This window comes from Streptomyces bambusae (assembly GCF_020532645.1).
GTDB lineage: Bacteria > Actinomycetota > Actinomycetes > Streptomycetales > Streptomycetaceae > Streptomyces > Streptomyces bambusae.
In genome coordinates this window covers 49917-68259 of record NZ_JAJAUZ010000038.1, presented here as the reverse complement: position 1 = coordinate 68259, position 18343 = coordinate 49917, and the positions used below count along the sequence as shown (strand labels likewise).

18 protein-coding genes and 1 tRNA gene are annotated in these 18343 nt (G+C 74.6%); 15 read left to right on the top strand and 4 right to left on the bottom strand.

Annotation, left to right across the window (positions count from 1 at the left end; all coding sequences use genetic code 11):
• The first annotated feature begins 3 nt into the window (after positions 1-3).
• The 6 genes from glp to LG634_RS24435 all read left to right on the top strand — a co-directional run bounded on the left by glp (position 4) and on the right by LG634_RS24435 (position 4477).
• A complete protein-coding gene (glp, locus tag LG634_RS24460) occupies positions 4-1332 on the top strand; it encodes a molybdotransferase-like divisome protein Glp (RefSeq protein WP_226736294.1) in 1329 nt (442 codons plus the stop codon).
• Between the two features lie 81 nt (positions 1333-1413).
• Positions 1414-1893 (top strand): cyclic pyranopterin monophosphate synthase MoaC, encoded by a 480-nt coding sequence (moaC, locus tag LG634_RS24455; protein ID WP_226736292.1) that lies wholly within the window; start codon positions 1414-1416, stop codon positions 1891-1893.
• Between the two features lie 131 nt (positions 1894-2024).
• Entirely contained in the window at positions 2025-2516 is a 492-nt protein-coding gene (locus LG634_RS24450; RefSeq protein WP_226736318.1) for a MogA/MoaB family molybdenum cofactor biosynthesis protein, read from the top strand.
• A complete protein-coding gene (locus tag LG634_RS24445; protein WP_226736316.1) occupies positions 2513-3139 on the top strand; it encodes a GNAT family N-acetyltransferase in 627 nt (208 codons plus the stop codon). Before LG634_RS24450 ends, LG634_RS24445 begins: the two co-directional genes overlap by 4 nt.
• Positions 3140-3281: 142 nt before the next feature.
• Positions 3282-4337 (top strand): divisome protein SepX/GlpR, encoded by a 1056-nt coding sequence (sepX, locus tag LG634_RS24440; protein WP_226736290.1) that lies wholly within the window; start codon positions 3282-3284, stop codon positions 4335-4337.
• Positions 4338-4403: 66 nt separating this feature from the next.
• Positions 4404-4477: transfer RNA gene (locus LG634_RS24435), tRNA-Ala, on the top strand.
• 116 nt (positions 4478-4593) lie between these two features.
• On the opposite strand, the gene LG634_RS24430 is transcribed toward LG634_RS24435, so the two are convergent.
• Positions 4594-5499, bottom strand: coding sequence for a LysR family transcriptional regulator (locus LG634_RS24430; protein WP_226736288.1), 906 nt, complete (start codon positions 5497-5499; stop codon positions 4594-4596).
• A 139-nt stretch (positions 5500-5638) separates the two neighbouring features.
• Between LG634_RS24430 and LG634_RS24425 the strand changes: the two genes are divergently transcribed.
• The 4 genes from LG634_RS24425 (at position 5639) to LG634_RS24410 (ending at position 8369) form a co-directional block, all read left to right on the top strand.
• Entirely contained in the window at positions 5639-6379 is a 741-nt protein-coding gene (locus tag LG634_RS24425) for an SDR family NAD(P)-dependent oxidoreductase (protein ID WP_226736286.1), read from the top strand.
• A complete protein-coding gene (locus LG634_RS24420) occupies positions 6376-6759 on the top strand; it encodes a nuclear transport factor 2 family protein (RefSeq protein ID WP_226736284.1) in 384 nt (127 codons plus the stop codon). The genes LG634_RS24425 and LG634_RS24420 overlap by 4 nt, the downstream gene beginning before the upstream one ends.
• A 3-nt stretch (positions 6760-6762) precedes the next feature.
• On the top strand, positions 6763-6963 hold the full coding sequence (locus LG634_RS24415; RefSeq protein WP_226736283.1) for a tautomerase family protein: 201 nt from the start codon (positions 6763-6765) through the stop codon (positions 6961-6963).
• A gap of 74 nt (positions 6964-7037) precedes the next feature.
• The gene (locus LG634_RS24410; protein WP_226736281.1) at positions 7038-8369 is read left to right on the top strand and encodes a CoA transferase; all 1332 of its coding nucleotides are present in this window, start codon (positions 7038-7040) and stop codon (positions 8367-8369) included.
• Positions 8370-8425: 56 nt separating this feature from the next.
• On the opposite strand, the gene LG634_RS24405 is transcribed toward LG634_RS24410, so the two are convergent.
• The gene (locus tag LG634_RS24405) at positions 8426-8917 is read right to left on the bottom strand and encodes a GNAT family N-acetyltransferase (protein ID WP_226736279.1); all 492 of its coding nucleotides are present in this window, start codon (positions 8915-8917) and stop codon (positions 8426-8428) included.
• 46 nt (positions 8918-8963) lie between these two features.
• Between LG634_RS24405 and LG634_RS24400 the strand changes: the two genes are divergently transcribed.
• Positions 8964-9767 (top strand): exodeoxyribonuclease III, encoded by an 804-nt coding sequence (locus LG634_RS24400; RefSeq protein ID WP_226736276.1) that lies wholly within the window; start codon positions 8964-8966, stop codon positions 9765-9767.
• On the opposite strand, the gene LG634_RS24395 is transcribed toward LG634_RS24400, so the two are convergent.
• On the bottom strand, positions 9755-10480 hold the full coding sequence (locus LG634_RS24395; RefSeq protein ID WP_372482485.1) for a MerR family transcriptional regulator: 726 nt from the start codon (positions 10478-10480) through the stop codon (positions 9755-9757). The genes LG634_RS24400 and LG634_RS24395 overlap by 13 nt on opposite strands.
• A gap of 499 nt (positions 10481-10979) precedes the next feature.
• On the opposite strand from LG634_RS24395, the gene LG634_RS24390 reads away from it, so the two are divergent.
• The 4 genes from LG634_RS24390 (at position 10980) to LG634_RS24375 (ending at position 14707) form a co-directional block, all read left to right on the top strand.
• Positions 10980-12602: a flavin-containing monooxygenase gene (locus LG634_RS24390; protein WP_226736272.1), complete on the top strand. Its 1623-nt coding sequence runs from the start codon at positions 10980-10982 to the stop codon at positions 12600-12602.
• Positions 12599-13561, top strand: a complete 963-nt coding sequence (locus LG634_RS24385; RefSeq protein WP_226736269.1) for an alpha/beta fold hydrolase — start codon at positions 12599-12601, stop codon at positions 13559-13561. Before LG634_RS24390 ends, LG634_RS24385 begins: the two co-directional genes overlap by 4 nt.
• Positions 13558-14448, top strand: a complete 891-nt coding sequence (locus LG634_RS24380) for an SDR family oxidoreductase (RefSeq protein ID WP_226736267.1) — start codon at positions 13558-13560, stop codon at positions 14446-14448. Before LG634_RS24385 ends, LG634_RS24380 begins: the two co-directional genes overlap by 4 nt.
• A 91-nt stretch (positions 14449-14539) precedes the next feature.
• On the top strand, positions 14540-14707 hold the full coding sequence (locus LG634_RS24375; RefSeq protein ID WP_226736265.1) for a hypothetical protein: 168 nt from the start codon (positions 14540-14542) through the stop codon (positions 14705-14707).
• Between the two features lie 206 nt (positions 14708-14913).
• Here LG634_RS24375 and LG634_RS24370 read toward each other — a convergent pair whose 3' ends face one another.
• Positions 14914-18252, bottom strand: a complete 3339-nt coding sequence (locus LG634_RS24370) for a S41 family peptidase (protein ID WP_226736263.1) — start codon at positions 18250-18252, stop codon at positions 14914-14916.
• Between the last annotated feature and the right edge of the window lie 91 nt (positions 18253-18343).

The following is an 18343-nucleotide window of genomic DNA, read 5'->3' as shown; positions in this document are numbered from 1 at the left end:
ACCGTGAGCAGCACCGCACCGCAGGACACCGGCCACCAGCGCCTCTGGTCGGTGGACGAGCACCTGGCCGACATCCTCGCCGCGGTGCGGCCGCTGGAGCCGATCGAGCTGCAACTGCTCGACGCCCAGGGCTGCGTCCTCGTCGAGGACGTCACCGTGCCCGTCGCCCTGCCGCCCTTCGACAACAGCTCGATGGACGGGTACGCCGTACGGGTGGCCGACGTCCAGGGGGCGAGCGAGGAGTTCCCCGCGGTGCTGACGGTCGTCGGCGACGTCGCGGCGGGCAGCGGCGAGCTGCCCACCGTCGGCCCCGGCCAGGCCGCCCGGATCATGACCGGCGCCCCGCTGCCGCCGGGCGCCGAGGCCGTCGTCCCCGTCGAGTGGACGGACGGCGGCACCGGCTCCGGCGCCGCCGCCGGCATGACCCCGGCCAGCGCCGCCCCCGAGGGCGCCGAGGGCGAGGTCCGGGTGCACCGCGCCGCCGCGGCCCGCGCCCACGTGCGCGCCCGCGGCAGCGACGTCCAGGCCGGTGACCTGGCACTGGCCGCCGGCACCGTGCTCGGGCCCCCGCAGATCGCGCTGCTCGCCGCCATCGGCCGCGGCACCGTCCGGGTCCGGCCGCGCCCCCGCGTGGTCGTCCTGTCCACCGGCAGCGAGCTGGTCCAGCCCGGCGAGCCGCTCGCCGACGGCACCATCTACGACTCGAACAGCTTCGCCCTGGCCGCCGCCGCCCGGGACGCCGGCGCCATCGCCTACCGGGTCGGCGCCGTCGCCGACGACGCCGAGACGCTGCGCGCCACCATCGAGGACCAGCTGATCCGCGCCGACCTCCTCGTCACCACCGGCGGGGTCAGCGTCGGCGCGTACGACGTGGTCAAGGAGGCGCTGGCCGCCTCCGGCGACGAGGACGAGCCGGGCAGCGGTGTCGACTTCCGCAAGCTCGCCATGCAGCCCGGCAAGCCCCAGGGTTTCGGCGCCGTCGGCCCCGACCACACCCCGCTGCTGGCGCTGCCCGGCAACCCGGTCTCCTCGTACGTCTCGTTCGAGCTGTTCGTCCGGCCCGCGATCCGCGCCCTGATGGGCCTGCCGGAGCTGCACCGGCCGGTGGTCCGCGCGACGCTGGCCGCCGACAAGGCGCTGACCTCCCCGGCGGCCCGCCGGCAGTTCCTGCGCGGCGCCCACGACCCGGAGGCGGGCACCGTGAGCACGGTCGGCGGGTCCGGCTCCCACCTGATCGCCGCCCTCGCGCACGCGGACTCCCTGATCGTGGTCCCGGAGGACGTCACCTCGGTGGAACCGGGCACCGAGCTGGACGTGGTCCTGCTCGGCTGACACCCGGCGGGTGCGGGTAGCGTGTTGGCCCACACAGGCCTCGCAGGAACGTCTGCGGGCCCGGACCGGGAGCGGCACGCAATGAGTACGCAGAGCAGGCTGACGCACATCGACGAGGCCGGGGCGGCCCGGATGGTCGACGTCTCCGAGAAGGACGTCACCACCCGGACGGCCCGCGCCAGCGGGCGGGTCCTCGTCTCGCCCCGGGTCGTCGAGCTGCTGCGCGGCGAGGGCGTGCCGAAGGGCGACGCCCTCGCCACCGCGCGGATCGCCGGGATCATGGGCGCGAAGAAGACCCCCGACCTCATCCCGCTGTGCCACCCGCTGGCGGTCTCCGGGGTCACGGTCGACCTGTCGGTCGCCGACGACGCCGTCGAGATCCTCGCGACCGTCAGGACCACCGACCGGACGGGCGTCGAGATGGAGGCCCTGACCGCGGTCGCCGTGGCCGGCCTCACCGTGATCGACATGGTCAAGGCCGTGGACAAGGGTGCCGTCATCACCGACGTGCGCGTCGAGGAGAAGACGGGCGGCAAGTCCGGGGACTGGAGCCGCGCGTGAACGCCCCCCGCGGCGGCGAGGCCCACGGCCCGGCCGCCGACGCCGGGGGCGGCCCGCCGGTCCAGTCGCAGGCCCCCGCGCCCGGCGCCGCCTGGGCCGGGGAGCCGTCGGCCGTCGCCGACCGCCCCGCGCTGCGCGCCCTGGTAGTCACCGCCTCCAACCGTGCCTCCGCCGGCGTCTACGCCGACCGCGGCGGGCCGCTGCTGGCGGAGGGCCTGGCGAAGCTGGGCTTCGCCGTGGACGGTCCGCGGGTGGTGCCGGACGGCGACCCCGTCGAGCAGGCGCTGCGCGACGGCGTGGCCGCCGGCTACGACGTCGTCCTGACCACCGGCGGCACCGGTATCTCGCCCACCGACCGGACCCCCGAGGCCACCGCCCGCGTTCTCGACTACGAGGTCCCCGGCATCCCGCAGGCCATCCGCGCCGAAGGCCTCGCCAAGGTGCCCACGGCCGCCCTCTCGCGGGGCCTGGCCGGAGTGGCCGGCCGCACCCTGATCGTGAACCTGCCCGGCTCCACCGGCGGCGTCCGCGACGGCCTGGCCGTACTCGACCGCATCCTGGTGCACGCCGTCGACCAGGTCCGCGGCGGCGACCACCCGCGTCCGGCCGGGAGCCCGAGCTGAACGGGCCGTCCTGGCCGGCGGTGCTGGCGGACGGACCGGTCGTACTGCGCCCGATAAAGCTGCGCGACCAGTCCGCCTGGCGCGAGGTGAACCGGCGCAACCGCGAGTGGCTGCGCCCCTGGGAGGCCACCATCCCGCCGCCCGCCCCCTGGGGCCCGGTGGTGCAGCGGCCCACCTACCGGCAGATGGTCCGGCACCTGCGCGCCGAGGCGAACGCCGGCCGGATGCTGCCCTTCGTCATCCAGTACGAGGGCCGGCTGGTCGGCCAGCTGACGGTCGCCGGGATCACCTGGGGATCGATGTGCGCGGGGCACGTGGGCTACTGGGTCGACCGCGAGGTGGCCGGCCGCGGTGTCATGCCGACGGCGGTCGCGCTGGCCGTCGACCACTGCTTCACGTCGGTCGGGCTGCACCGCATCGAGGTCTGCATTCGCCCCGAGAACGGGCCGAGCCGGCGGGTCGTGGAGAAACTCGGATTCCGTGAGGAGGGGCTGCGGCCGCGCTATCTCCACATCGACGGCGCCTGGCGCGACCATCTCGTGTTCGCACTCACCGCCGAAGAGGTGCCGGAAGGGCTGCTGCGCCGGTGGCACCGGGTGCGGCCGGGCAGCGCGCAGAAATAAAAAGTTTGTTCGAATTAAGTTCCCATTCGCCCATAAACTGATCCGAAGAATCACAAAAGAAGTCCGTGATATCAGCCAGATCGTGCGACACACCGGCTCAATTGGCGGATGCCGTCGCCCGGATCCCTCTACGGTGTGAGATGTGAGCAGCAGCGGCCTCATCTACGCAGTCATCGTGGGGGCCTGGGCCGCCTACTTGGTGCCCATGTGGCTCCGGAGGCAGGACGAGCTGAACGAGGCCCGTCCGACGGAACGCTTCTCCACCGCCATCCGGCTGCTTTCCGGCCGGGCGGGCATGGAGCGCCGTTATGCCAAGGAACTGCGTGAGCGCGGTGAGGCGGAGACCCCCGTCGACCCGGACGCCGTGACGGAAGCGATCAGCCCCGTCGACGTCCGGGCCTTTGCCGTGCCCCCGACCCGGACGGAGCCCAGACCGTCGCAGGCGGCGGTCGCCGCCGGGGCGGCCGCGGCGGAACGCGCCCGGGTCCGGCGCTCCCAGGTCCTCGCCCGGCGCCGGCGCACCACCGCCGTCCTCTTCCTCGCCTTCACCTTCGGTGCGGTCGCCGCCGCGGTCGGCGGGCTGCACCTGCTGTGGGCGCCCGGCCTGCCGGCCGTCCTGCTCAGCGCGTACATCGTGCACCTGCGGGTCCAGGAGAAGCGGCGGTTCGCGTTCACCATGGACCGGCGGCGCGCCGAGGCCGCGGCCAGGCAGCTGCGCGAGAACCGGCCCCGGCGCCGCGAGGCCGAACCCGCCGGCAGTGCCGAGGCCGGGGCGGAGCCCGAACCGGCGCCGGTGGTCTCCCCGCAGGAGGCCGGCCGCCGCGCCCTGGTCGAACAGACCGACCACGCCGAGTGGGTGGACCAGCAGCGCGAGCGCGAGCGGGGACCCGCCCGCGGCGAGAGCTGGGAGCCGGTCCCGGTGCCGCTGCCGACGTACGTGACCGCACCCGTGGCACCCCGCGCCACCGGGCCCGCCGAGTCCTGGAGCGCGGCCCGTTCCAGCGCGGCCGAGCCCACCGACCCGCGGCTCAAGGCCCAGCGCCAGGCCGCCGGGACGGAGTCCGCGGGCGCCGCGGAACAGGCTCCGACCGGCCGTCAGCAAGGCCCCGGCGCGGGCCGCCGCCCCCGCGAGCGGGGCCGCACGCCGCTGTTCGACCAGTACGAACCGGAGGACCGGCCACGGGCTGCGAACGAGTGAGCATGACCTGCGGGGATCGGATTTTTGGATCCCGCGATCGGGATGCTAATGTTTCACACGTCGCAAGGGCCTGTGGCGCAGTCTGGTAGCGCACCTCGTTCGCATCGAGGGGGTCTGGGGTTCAAATCCCCACAGGTCCACAGACGACAGTTCTCGGATAGCTACCGGGAATCGTCACGAGATCCCGTTCCGCCGCAAGGCGGGGCGGGATCTCGGCGTTTACGGGCGGCCGCGGGTGCCGGAGCCGGCCGGACGGTCAGATGTTTCCGAGGCGGGCGGTCAGCTCGTCCACGAAGGCGGCCAGGTGGGCCGGGCGGGCACCGTGGCGGGTGGCGAGGCACCAGGTCCGCGAGATCCCCTCCGGGCCCAGCCGGACCAGGCTCAGGCCGTGCGAGGAAACGTACGGGGCTGCCACCCAGTTGGGCAGCACCGTGATGCCCTGGCCCGCCGCCACCATCTCGATCAGCAGATCGGTGATCACCGGCATGGTCGTGATGCGCTCCGGGCGGGAGCCGGGCGGCAGCGGCAGCGGGAACGACGGGATCCGGTTCTGGTCGTAGCCGTCGTAGAGCACCAGGTGGGTCCCGGTGAAGTCGTCCGCCGTGACATGGCTGCGCCCGGCCCACGGGTGGCCTGCGGGGACGACCGCCAGCATCTCGTCCTCGAACAGCCGGGTCGTGCTGACCCGGTCCATCTCCACGTCCGGCTTCGTCACCAGCGCCACGTCCACCCGGTCGGCCAGCAGCGCCGGCACCGGGGCGTCGTCGGGGACGGGGGTGATGTGGACCTCCGCCTCGGGATGCCGGGCGCGGAACGCCCGGATCACCGGCGGCAGCCACTGGAACGTGGTGCTGCACTGGGCCGTGAAGCGGACCCGGCGCGCCGGGCCCTCGCGCATCTCCCGCAGGTCGCGGCCGGCGGACTCCAGCTCGCCGAGCACCTGACGGGCCGCCACCAGCATGCGCCGGCCCGCGGCGTTGGGGACCAGCCGGCGGCCGCGGCGGTCGAACAGCCGCTGGCCGAGCCGGTCCTCCAGCCGGGTGAGCCGCTGGCTCAGGGCCGGCTGGCTGACGAAGAGCCGCTCGGCGGCGCCCGTGAGCGTGCCGGCGTCCGCAGTGGCCGACAGGAGTTCCAGGTCGCGCAGGTCCACATCCAGTCCCATAACCGGGGATTATGACAGGCTCCGAACTTCGTCGTGGTGTTATGAGCGGAGCGCTCCTAGGTTCGACATTGCCGGCGGACGACGGCCCCCGAGGGCCCCGCAGGCAGTCGAACATCCGTATGCAGCAGGGGAGTACGCCATGTCACGCACCACCACCGTCATCGTCACCGGCTCGTCCAGCGGGATCGGCCTCGACATCGCCCGGGCCTTCCTCGCGGACGGGGCCAACGTGGTCCTGAACGGCCGGGACGGGGAGCGGCTCGCCAAGGCCGCGGCCGGGCTCGGGCAGCCGGGGCGGGTCGCCGCCGTGGCCGGCGGCATCGGGGACGCGGCCACCGGCCGGGCCCTGGTGGACGCCGCCGTCGAGCGGTTCGGCGGGGTCGACGTACTCGTCAACAACGCCGGCACGTTCGCCTCCAAGCCGTTCACGGAGGTCACCGAGGAGGAGCTGGACGGCTTCCTGAACGGGAACCTGCGCGGCACCTACCTCACCACCCAGGCCGTGGTCCGGCAGCTGCGCGCCCAGGGCCGCGGCGGGTCCGTGATCAACATCGGCACCGTCCTGGTCGACCACGCCCTCGCCGGACTCCCCGCCTCCGCGCCCGTGATCAGCAAGGGCGGCGTGCACGCCCTGACCACCACCCTCGCCGCCGAACTCGCCGCCGACGGCATCCGGGTCAACCTGGTCGCCCCCGGCATCGTCCGCAGCCCGCTGCACGACGGCTCCGACGTGGACGCCCTCGGCGGGGTCCACCTCCTCGACCGGGTCGGCGAGGTCTCCGAGGTCTCCGAGGCCGTCGTCTACCTGGCGGGCGCCGGCTTCGTCACCGGCCACGCCCTCCGCGTGGACGGCGGCCACGTCGCGGGCCGCGCCCTGTGAGCGGGCCGCCGGCCGCCGACGCCGCGGTGCGGGAGGTGCTCGGGCGGTACTTCGACGGGCTGTACCACGGGGACACCGGGGTGCTGGGGCGGGTGTTCCACCCGGAGGCCGTCTACGCCACCGCGACCGAGGGGGAGCTGCTGAGGCTGTCCATGCCGGAGTACTTCCCGGTGGTCGCCCGCCGGGAGCCCCCGGCCGCCCGGCAGGAGGTCCGCCGGGACCGGATCGTCTCGGTCGAGTTCGCGGGCCCCGTGACCGCGCTGGCCCGGGTGGAGTGCGCGATGGGGCCCCGCCACTACACCGACTTCCTGACCCTGCTGCTGGTGGACGGCCGCTGGCAGGTCATCGCCAAGGTCTTCCACTTCGAGACGGAGGGCTGAGCCGTGCCGTACGTCAACGTGAGGATCACCCGGGAGGGCGCCACGGCCGAGCAGAAGGCGCAGGTCATCGCCGGGATCACGGACCTGCTGGGGAAGGTCCTCGGCAAGAGCCCGGCGACCACGTTCGTGGTCATCGACGAAGTGGCCCTGGAGGACTGGGGGATCGGCGGGCTGCCGGTGGACGCGTACCGGAGGGAGGGCTGAGGGGAGGCCGCCGGCCCGGCCGGGCGTGACGAACCGCACTGCGTCCGGACCCGGTCGGCTGCGCAGAATGAACCATGACCATGGAGAACGAGCAGGTGGACGGCGCTACCGCGCATGCCTGGGCGGCGCTCGGCGGGGATCTCGCGCGGGCCGGTCGGGTGACGTACCGGGGCGGCAGCGCGCTCGGCGGCGGGCGGCTGCCCGTACGGGAGCTGGCGCGGGCGACGGTGGGGGTGTGCTCGCTGGCCGCGGCCGAACTGGCCGAGGCCCGGGGCGGGCGGCCGGCGGAGCGGCTGACCGTGGACGAGGGGGCGGTGGCCACCGCGTTCGTCAGCGAGCGGCACCTGAGGGTCGACGGCCGGGCCCCGGTGAGCTTCGCCCCGCTGTCCGGCTTCTGGCGGACCGCCGACGGATGGCTGCGCACCCACGCCAACTACCCGCACCACCGGGCCGCCCTGACGGCCGCGCTCGGCCTGCCGGAGGAGACCCCCGAGGCACTGCGCACGCTGCTCGCCGGCCGGAAGGCGGCCGAGGTGCAGGAGCAGGTGTACGCGGCCGGCGGGCTGGCCGTGGCGATGGCCGCCGGACTGGGGGCGCCGCAGCCGCTGGTCCGGGCGCGGGCCGACGGCAGCCGGGGCCGTCCGCTGGGGCCGGGGGAGCTGCCCGCCTCCGGCGTACGGGTCCTCGACCTCACCCGGGTGATCGCCGGTCCGGTGGCCACCCGCACGCTGGGACTGCTCGGCGCGGACGTCCTGCGGGTGGACCCGCCGGGGCTGCCGGAGGATGACGACGCGCACGCGGACACCGGCTTCGGGAAGCGCACCACCCGCCTGGACCTGGCCCGGTCGGAAGACCGGGCGGTGTTCGAGTCGCTGCTGGCCGAGGCGGACGTGGTGGTCTCCGGCTACCGGCCCGGCACCCTGGACCGGTACGGGCTCGGCGCGCAGCAGCTGCTGGCCCGCCGGCCCGGCCTGGTCGTGGCGCAGCTGTGCGCCTGGGGCTGGGAGGGGCCGTGGGCGGACCGCCGGGGCTTCGACTCGCTGGTGCAGGCCGGGTACGGGATCGCCGCCCTGGAGGCCGGGCCGGACGGGGCGCCGGGCGTGCTGCCCGCGCAGGCCCTCGACCACGGCACCGGCTATCTGGTCGCGGCCGGGGTGCTGCGCGCCCTCGCGGCGGGCGGCGGGCGGGCGCTGCAGTACTCGCTGGCCGGTACGGCGTCCTGGCTGACCCGGGAGATCGTCCCGGCCGGGCCCGCGGACGCGGCGTACGACCCGCAGGACTGGCTCGCCGAGCGGGACTCCGCATACGGCCGGCTGCAGTACGCCCGGACGCCGGTGGCCGGCGGGCCCGCCGACTGGTCCCGGGGGCCGTCCCGGTGGGGGACGGACGAGCCGGTCTGGCTGTAGGGCCGGCCGTCGGACTCCGGCCTGCCCCGCGGCACGGGGCAGGCCGGGGAGGCGGGTCAGGCCAGGGGCTTGGCCATGCAGCGGCTGCTGTCGTAGCCGCGGTACAGGCCGAACTTGGGGCAGTAGTCGTAGCCGCTCGACAGGTACAGGGCTATCGCCTCGGGCTGCTGGTCGCCCGTCTCCAGGGCCATCCGGGTGCGGCCCGCCGCCCGGGCGTCGGCCTCCAGCTCGGCGAGGATGCGGCGGGCCAGGCCCTTGCCGCGGGCCTCGGGGACCACGTACATGCGCTTGATCTCGGCGTCGCCGTCCGAGTAGCCCTCGTCGTTCTCGTCCTGGGACCGCCAGGCGCCGCTGGCCACGGGGGTGCCGTCGGGCTCGTACGCGAGCAGGTAGAGGCCCTGCGGCGGGACGAACATCGCGGGGTCGAGGGGGGTGGCGTCACCCTCGCCCTGGTAGCGCTCCCGGTATTCGAGCTGCACCTGGTCGTTGAGCTTGACCGCGTCAGGGTGGTCGTACGTGGTGGCGCGGAGCTGGATCCCGTTCGGCATGTGGTCATCGTACGGAACGGGGATTTCGCGGAGGTATGGTGCCGGGATGCTCAGTGTGACCTCCGTGAACGTGAATGGGATCCGTGCCGCCGCCAAGAAGGGCTTCGTGCCCTGGCTGGCCGGGACCGAGTCGGACGTGGTCTGCCTGCAGGAAGTCCGGGCCGAGGAGGCGCAGATCCCCGAGGAGGTCCGGGCGCCGGAGGGCTGGCACACGGTGTTCGCCCCGGCGGCGGCGAAGGGCCGGGCCGGTGTGGCGGTGTACACGCGGCGGGCCCCGGAGCGGGTACAGGTGGGATTCGGCAGTGAGGAGTTCGACACGTCCGGGCGGTACCTGGAGGTGGACCTGCCGGGCGTGACGGTGGCCAGCCTGTACCTGCCGTCCGGTGAGGCGGGCACCGAGAAGCAGGACGAGAAGTACCGCTTCATGGCGGAGTTCCTGGAGTACCTGACCGCGCTGCGGGCGCGGGCCGCCGCCGACGGGCGCGAGGTGCTGGTCGTCGGCGACTGGAACATCTGCCACCGCGAGGCGGACCTCAAGAACTGGAAGACCAACCGGAAGAACGCCGGCTTCCTGCCCGAGGAGCGGGAGTGGCTCGGCCAGGTCTACGACGAGGCCGGCGCGGGCTACGTGGACGTGGTGCGCTCGCTCAACCCGGAGGCCGAGGGGCCGTACTCCTGGTGGTCGTACCGGGGCCGGGCCTTCGACAACGACGCCGGCTGGCGCATCGACCTGCACGTGGCCACGCCGGGGCTGGCCGCGCGGGCCGTGAAGGCCGTGGTGGAGCGGGCCGAGACGCACCCGGAGCGGTGGTCCGACCACGCGCCGGTGACGGTCGTCTACGGGCCCTGAGCGCGCAGCCGGCGGTCCATCGCCATGGACAGCTCGGCCTCGACGACGCTCTTGGCGAGCGGGCGGAGCCGGTCCATGGCCTTCGGGAGGTCCTCGGCGCCGTCGGGGAGGCTGCCGGCGATCAGCTCCGTGAACAGGTCCGCCATCGCGTCCGCGTGCTCGCGGACGCGGCGGCCGGCCTCCAGGACCGCGGCCAGCGGCACGCCCTCGCGGACCAGGGCGGAGGAGACGTCCAGGAGGCGGCGGCTGACGTGGACGATCTCGTCGCCGTCGACCGCGAGGTAGCCGAGGTCCAGTGAGGCGGCCAGGTTCTCCGGGGTGACCTCGCCCTCGAAGTAGTCGGCGAGGGCCTCGGGGGTGAGGCGGACGGGGGTCTCCTCGGTCCAGGCCAGGGCGGTGCCGGTGCCTTCGCCGAGGCCGAGGAGTTCGCTGAGCTGGCCCACGTCGCGGCCGTTCTCGAACGCGGCGGTCAGTTCGGCGATGCCGCCGAGGGTGTGACCGCGGTCCAGGAGGGCGGCGATGGTGCGGAGGCGGGCCAGGTGGTGGTCGTCGTACCAGGCGATGCGGCCCTCTCGGCGGGGCGGGGGGAGGAGTTTGCGCTCGCGGTAGAAGCGGACGGTGCGGGTGGGGAGGCCGGCGGCTTTGGCCAGGTCCTCCAGGCGGTACTCGTGTACCGGGCGGGTTGTCGGGTGCGTGTCCTCCACGGCGGTCAGCCTATGTTGTGGGCCGGGGTTCGGCGTAGGTCCGGGGCTCCGCCCCCCTCGGGCCCCGCGCCTCAATCGCCGGCGGGGCTCAGAGATCGGGGCTCCGCCCCGGACCCCGCGCCTCAAACGCCGGCGGGGCTGGAATTCGGGGCTCCGCCCCGGACCCCGGTCCTCAAGCGCCGGACAGGCTGGATGTTGGGCTCCGCCCCGGACCGCGGTCCTCAAGCGCCGGACGGGCTGGATGTTGGGCTCCGTCCTGGACCGTGGTCCTCAAGCGCCGGACGGGCTGGGGGTGCGGTGGGGATGGAATTCGGGGCTCCGTCCTGGACCGCGGGCATCAAGCGGTGGTGGGGCTGGAGGCGTGGGCCCGGGCTGGGTGGTGCCTGCCGGGGCGGATGTTGTACCGGCGGTAACTTTCTGGGCGGGGGATCTGGTCACGGGTGCCGAGCTGTTCTACGCTCCCGATCGTGCCAGTGATTGCTGGCAGGGTCGTGGGAGGGTGGCGGCAATGGACGAGCACGTGCGGGTGGCGGTGGTCGGGTCCGGGTTCGGAGGGCTCGGGGCTGCGGTGCGGCTGCGGAGGGAGGGGATCACCGACTTCGTGGTGCTGGAGCGGGCCGACTCCGTCGGCGGGACGTGGCGGGACAACAGCTACCCGGGCTGCGCCTGCGACGTGCCCTCGCACCTGTACTCGTTCTCCTTCGCACCCAACCCCGACTGGCCGCGCACCTTCTCCGGGCAGCGGCACATCCGCGCGTACCTGGAGCAGGTCGCCGACACCTTCGGGCTGCGCCGCCACCTCCGGCTGAACACCGAGGTCCGGCTGATGCGCTGGAACGCCGAGGAGCTGTACTGGGAGATCGAGACCAGCACCGGCACCCTCCGCGCCGACGTGGTCGTCTCCGCCACCGGGCCGCTCTCCGACCCCAAGATGCCCGACATCCCGGGCCTCGCCGACTTCCCCGGCAAGGTCTTCCACTCGGCCCGCTGGGACCACGACTACGACCTGCGCGGCAAGCGGGTCGCGATGGTCGGCACCGGCGCCTCCGCCATCCAGATCGTGCCCGCCATCGCCGGCGAGACCGCCCGCCTGACGCTCTTCCAGCGGACCCCGCCGTGGGTGCTGCCCCGCACCGACCGGGCCATCTCCGGCATCGAGCGCTGGCTGCACCGGCAGCTCCCCGCCACCCAGGCCGCCCGCCGCGGCCTCCTGTGGGGTCTGCGGGAACTCCAGGTCAGCGCCTTCACCAAGCGGCCCGGACAGCTCGGGCTGATCGAGTCGCTGGCCAAGTCCCACATGGCCCGCGCCATCAAGGACCCCGCGCTCCGCGCCAAGCTGACCCCCGACTACCGGATCGGCTGCAAGCGGATCCTGCTGTCCAACGAGTACTACCCGGCGCTGGCCCGCCCCGACGTCGACCTCGTCGCCTCCGGCCTCACCGAGGTCCGCGGGAACACCCTGGTCGCGGCCGACGGCACCGAGACCGAGGTCGACGCGATCATCTTCGGCACCGGCTTCCACGTCACCGACCTGCCGATCGCCGACCGGGTGATCGGCGCCGACGGCCAGAGCCTCGCCGGGACCTGGAAGGACGGCATGCAGGCGCTGCGCGGCGCCACCGCCGCCGGCTTCCCCAACTGGATGACGATCATCGGCCCCAACACCGGCCTCGGGAACAGCTCGATGATCCTGATGATCGAGTCCCAGCTGAACTACATGGCCGACTACCTCCGCCAGCTGGCCCTCCTCCAGAGCAGCAGCCTGGGGGGCCGGGCGGCGCTCGCGGCCCGCCCGTCCGCCGTGAACACCTGGAACCGGCGGGTCCAGGACCGGATGAGCCGCACCGTGTGGAGCAGCGGCGGCTGCGCCAGCTGGTACCTCGACGCGAACGGCCGCAACACCACGCTGTGGCCCGGCACCACCGGCGAGTTCCGGCGCGAGACCCGCACCGTCGACCTCACCGAGTACGAGGTCATCCGGCACCGCGACCGGGTCCGCACCGCCGTGGCCGCAGTACCCGCCGCAGCGCCGCAGCCCGTGGCCGCCGCCGGGACCGGAACCGCAACGGAACCCGGAGCCGTACCGGAGCCCGGAGCCGTACCGGAGCCCGCCGCGGAGGGCGCCGCGTGAGCCGCGCCGCGGCCGTGACCACCGGCCCCTACGCGCCGCCCGAGCCCCGCCGCACCCATGTGGCGGTCTCCGCCGACGGCGCCCGGCTGCACGTCGAGGAGCACGGGCCCGCGGACGCCCCGGCCGTGGTCCTCGCCCACGGCTGGACCTGCTCCACCGCCTTCTGGGCGGCCCAGGTCCGCGCCCTCTCAGCCGACCACCGGGTCATCGCCTACGACCAGCGCGGCCACGGCCGCAGCCCGGCGGCCGCCGCCCACAGCACCACCGCCCTCGCCGACGACCTGGTGGCCGTGCTCACCACCGTCCTCGCCCCCGGCGAACGCGCCGTGCTCGCCGGGCACTCCATGGGCGGCATGACCCTGATGGCCGCCGCCGGCCGCCCCGAGTTCGCCGAGCACGCCGCCGCCGCACTGCTGTGCAGCACCGGCAGCTCCCGGCTGACCGAGGAGGCGCGGGTGCTGCCGCTGCGCCCCGGCGGCCTGCGCACCCGGCTCACCCGGGCCGTCCTCGGCGCCCGCGCCCCGCTCGGGCCGGTCACGCCGGTGGCCCGGGCCGTCCTCAAGTACGCCACCATGGGCCCCGGCTCGGCCCCCGCCAAGGTGGAGGCCTGCGCCCGGATCGTGCACGCCTGCCCGACCGGGGTGCGGCACGCCTGGTCGCAGGTGCTGGCCGCGCTGGACCTGGACGCGGGCGTCCGCGCCCTGCGGGTGCCCACCGCCGTGATCGGCGGCACCGAGGACCGGCTCACGCCCGTCGTGCACGCCCGGCGGCTGGCCGCCGCCCTGCCGCACTGCGTCGGCCTGACCGAGCTGACCGGCATGGGGCACATGACCCCCGTCGAGGCGCCGGAGGCCGTCACCGCCCAGCTCACCGCACTCGTACGCATCCACCTGACCGGCCCGTCCGAGCGCTCCGGGACGCCGTCCGCGCAGGTGCCCGCCCAGGAGGAGACGCCGTGAACGCACGCCACAGTCTGGAAGGCCAGGTCGCCGTCGTCACCGGCGCCGCCCGCGGGGTCGGCGAGCTGCTGGCCCGCAAGCTGTCCGCCCGCGGCGCGAAGATCGCCCTCGTCGGCCTGGAGCCCGAGGCCCTCAAAGAGGTCTCCGAGCGCCTGCACACCGACAGCCACCACTGGCACGCCGACGTCACCGACCACGAGGCGATGGCGCGGGTGGCCGAGGAGGTCAAGCAGCGCTTCGGCAAGGTGGACGTGGTCGTCGCCAACGCGGGCGTGGCCGGCGGCGGCCCGTTCGCCGACTCCGACCCCGACACCTGGCGCCGGGTCATCGAGGTCAACCTGATCGGCGGCGCCGTCACCGCCCGCGCCTTCCTTCCCGTACTCGCCGAGAGCCGCGGCTACTTCCTCCAGATCGCCTCGCTCGCCGCGATCACCCCGGCCCCGATGATGACCGCGTACTGCGCTTCCAAGTCCGGCGTGGAGGCCTTCGCGCACTGCCTGCGCGCCGAGGTCGGCCACCAGGGCGTCAAGGTCGGCGTCGGCTACCTGTCCTGGACCGACACCGACATGGTGCGCGGCGCCGACGCGAACGACGTCATGCGCGAGCTGCGGCAGCGGCTGCCGTGGCCCGCGAACCGCACCTACCCGCTGGGCCCGGCCGTCGACCGCATCGTCGCCGGCATCGAGCGCCGCTCCGCCCACGTGTACGCGCAGTGGTGGCTGCGCGGCATGCAGGGCGTCCGCGGCTACCTGCCCGCGGTCATCGCCGTCGGCGGCCGCCGCGAGATGCGGCGGTTCGCGGGCCGGCTGGACGGGGCGCCCACCGGGCTGGTCGGCGCCGGCGGGGCCGCCGACGAGGCCGAACGCACCCGGCCGGCCCGCTCCTGAGGCGCGCCCGGCGCTGATCGACATGCGGCTCAGGAGGCCGCGTGCAAGGCTGGTCGGGGTCCCGTCCCCTACCCCGCCAGGAGTGACCGGCATGGGTCTCAAGGATCAGTTCCAGGACAAGGCGCGGCGGCTCGAAGAGCAGGCGCACAAGGCTGCCGGCCAGGAACGGGAGAAGTCGTCCCGGGCCGGGGACACGGCACCGCGGTCCCCACGGCAGCAGCCGCTGGACGACATCCGCGACCAGTTCGACGACCGGTAGCCCCGGCCGCCGGACCGGCAGGACGACCGGACCGCAGGAAACCGCAGGAAACAGGAAGTACCAGCAGTACCAGCAGTACCAGCAGTACTCAGGAAAGGCGCCACACCCGACTGCTACCGGGTACGCACACAGCGCCGAGGGGCGCATCCGCCGGGAACGGTGGATGCGCCCCTGCTGTTGTGCCGCACCTGTCGTGCCGCCCGGACCTACTGCCGGGGCGGCAGCTTCGGCCGCCGGCGGTCCGGTACGTCGCTGTAGCCGGGCGGCACCGCTGCCGCGTTGCGCTCCAGCAGCTCCAGCGCCAGCACGACCGCGTCGTCCAGCTGGGCGTGCCGGCCCTCCGCCCAGTCGAGCGGGGTGCGCAGCACCGCGAGGTCCGGCTCCACGCCGTGGTTCTCCACCGACCAGCCGTACTCGGGGAACCAGGCCGCGTTCATCGGCACGGTGATCACCGTGCCGTCGCCCAGGGTGTGCCGGCCCGTCATGCCGACCACCCCGCCCCAGGTGCGCTGGCCGACCACCGGACCCAGTCCGAGCAGCTTGAACGCGGCCGTGATCATGTCGCCGTCCGAGGAGGTCGCCTCGTCGGCGAGGGCCACGACCGGGCCGCGCGGCGCGTTCGACGCGTACGACACCGCCTGTGCGTTGCGGGTCAGGTCCCAGCCGAGGATCCGGCGGCTCAGCTTCTCCACGACCAGCTCGCTGATGTGTCCGCCCGCGTTGCCGCGCACGTCCACGATCAGGGCCGGGCGGGACACCTCCAGCCGCAGATCGCGGTTGAACTGCGCCCAGCCCGAGCCGCCCATGTCGGGGATGTGCAGGTAGCCGCACTTGCCGCCGCTGAGCTCGCGGACCACGGTGCGCCGCTTGGCCACCCAGTCCTGGTAGCGCAGCGGCCGCTCGTCGACGAGCGGGACGAGCGCGACCCGGCGGGGCGGGCCCTCGCCCTCGGCGGGCGTGAACGTCAGCTCCACCGTGGTGCCGCCGGCCGCGGCCAGCAGCGGGTACGGCCCGGCGACCGGGTCCACCGGCCGGCCGTCGACGTGGGTGAGCACGGCGCCCTCGCGGATGCCGGTGCCGGCCAGCGGGGAGCGGGCCTTGGAGTCGGAGGAGTCGCCGGGCAGGATCCGGCGGACCATCCACTGCCCGTCCCTCGGCACGAAGTTGGCGCCGAGCAGGCCCATGGCCCGCTGGTAGTGCGGTGGTCCCTCGTTGCGGCGGGCCGGGGCGACGTACGCGTGGGAGGTGCCGAGTTCGCCGAGGACCTCGCGCAGCAGGTCCGCGAACTCGTCGGGGGAGGCGACCCGTTCGACCAGCGGCCGGTACTGGGCGAGGACCCCGTCCCAGTCGATGCCGCACATCTGCGGCTCCCAGAAGTACGCCCGGATCAGCCGGCCGGCCTCGTCGAAGGCCTGCCGCCACTCGGCGGCCGGGTCCACCTCGTGCAGGATCCGGCGCATGTCCAGGTAGACGGTGGAGTCCCCGTCGCCGGACTCGGTGGCGGGCACCGCCCGCAGGTCGCCGTCGTCGTTGAGCACCAGCCTGCTGCCGTCGCCGCTGACCGCGAACCAGTCGAGCCCGGAGGCGAGTTCGGTGCGCCGGGCCTTGGTGATGTCGAAGTGCTCCAGGGTCGGCTTGCCGGAGGTGTCGGCCGGGTTGGCGAAGGTCTCGCCGAGCGCGCCCGAGATGGGCCAGCGCAGCCACACCAGACCGCCGCCGCTGACCGGGTGCAGCGCCGAGTACTTCGAGGCGGTCACCGGGAACGGGGTCACCCGGCTCTCCAGCCCCTCGGCCTCCACGGTCACCGCACCGCCGTCGGAGTCCGACTCCACCGGGTCCAGACCGCCCGCCGCGGGCCGCCCGTCGGGGGAGAGCGCGAACGGGGAGGGGGTGGCCGAGGACAGCGGCACCAGGTACGGGCGGCAGCCCAGCGGGAAGGACAGGTCCCCGGTGTGCACGTCGTACACCGGGTCGAAGCCGCGCCAGGACAGGAAGGCCAGGTAGCGGCCGTCCCGGGTGAAGACGGGGTTCTCGTCCTCGAAGCGGCCGTTGGTGACGTCCACGATGGTGCGGGCGCCGGGGCCGGAGATCCGGGCCATCTTGATCTGCCGCAGCGAGCGGCCGACGCCCGGGTGCGACCAGGTCAGCCAGTCGCCGTCGGGGGAGAACGCGAGGTCGGTCACCGGCCCGTTGGTGGACCGGATCAGCTCGGTGACCTCGCCGGCCTCCGTCGCTTCTCCCGCTTCTCCCGCTTCTCCCGCCTCTCCCTGATCTTCCGTCTCTTCCGGCTCCGCCGCCTCCGTGGCGTCCACCAGCAGCAGCCGGCCGTCGTGGGAGGCGACGGCGATCCGCTCGCCGTCCGGGTCGGCGACCATCTCCAGCACCCGGCCCAGCCGTCCGGCGGCCAGCCGGCGCGGGGACCGGGCGCCGCTGGCCCGGGGCAGGTAGGCGATCTCGATCGCGTCCTCGCCCTCCGCGTCGGTCACGTACGCGACCTGGCCGCCGCGGCCGAGCATCTCGGGCATCCGCACCCGCACGCCGGGGTCGTCCGCGAGGGCGCGGGCCGGGCCGTCGCGGTGGGTGAGCCAGTAGAGGCTGCCGCGGACGGCGACCGCGCTGGCCCGGCCGGTCGCGTCCACGGACAGGCCGTCCACGTGGGCGGCGGCAGGCACCGAGTAGGTGCGGCGGCCGGCGCGCGGGCCGCCGAGCCGGACGTCCAGCCGGCGCGGCCCGGCGTCCGTGTCGAGCGATTCCACCAGCCAGGCCTCGCCGGCGCACTGGTAGACGACGCGGGTGCCGTCGCTGGCGGCGTGTCGGGCGTAGAACTCCTCGTGGTCGGTGTGCCGGCGCAGGTCGGTGCCGTCGGGCCGGCAGGAGTACAGGTTGCCGACGCCCTCGTGGTCGGAGAGGAAGGCGATCCGGCCGCCGACGAACATCGGCGAGTCGAGGTGCCCGCCGAGGCCCTCCAGCAGCCGCTTCCCGTGCAGCCACAGCCGGCCGGTGGCACCGCCGCGGTAGCGCTTCCAGGCGGCCGGCTCGTGCGGCGGCTTGCCGGTCAGCAGCAGGGTGCGGCGCTCGCCGTCCTGCTCGTGCACGGCGATGTCGCTGACCGGACCCCACGGCAGCCGGCCGCCCGGGCTGCCGTCGGTGGGCTGGCTGTAGGCCCAGGAGTAGTACGAGAACGGCTGGCCGTGCGAGGACACGGCCAGGATGTCGCTGCGGCCGTCCTCGCCGGGCGGGGTCCAGCCGCAGACCCGGGTGTCGGTCGAGCCCCAGTAGCTGAGCCGGCGGGCCGGCCCGCCGTCCACGGGGGCGAGGTGGATCTCGGGGTCGAGGCTGCGCCAGGTCGTGAAGGCGATGTGCCGGCCGTCGGGCGAGAAGCGGGGGTGGCCGACCCGGGTGCGGTCGACGGTGATCCGCCACGCCCGGCCGGGCGTCACCCCCTCGGGTGCCAGGGGCGCCACCCACAGATCGTCTTCGGCGGCGAAGCACAGCAGGTCGTCGTGCAGGTGCGGGAACCGGAGGTACGCGACGTCGTGGCTCACCCCCCAATGCTTTCCGCGCCAGGGGGGCCCGGCAACTCGTACTGGTGAGCCAGATCACCCGCAGCAGCTGCCAAAGTCGAAACGAAACGGT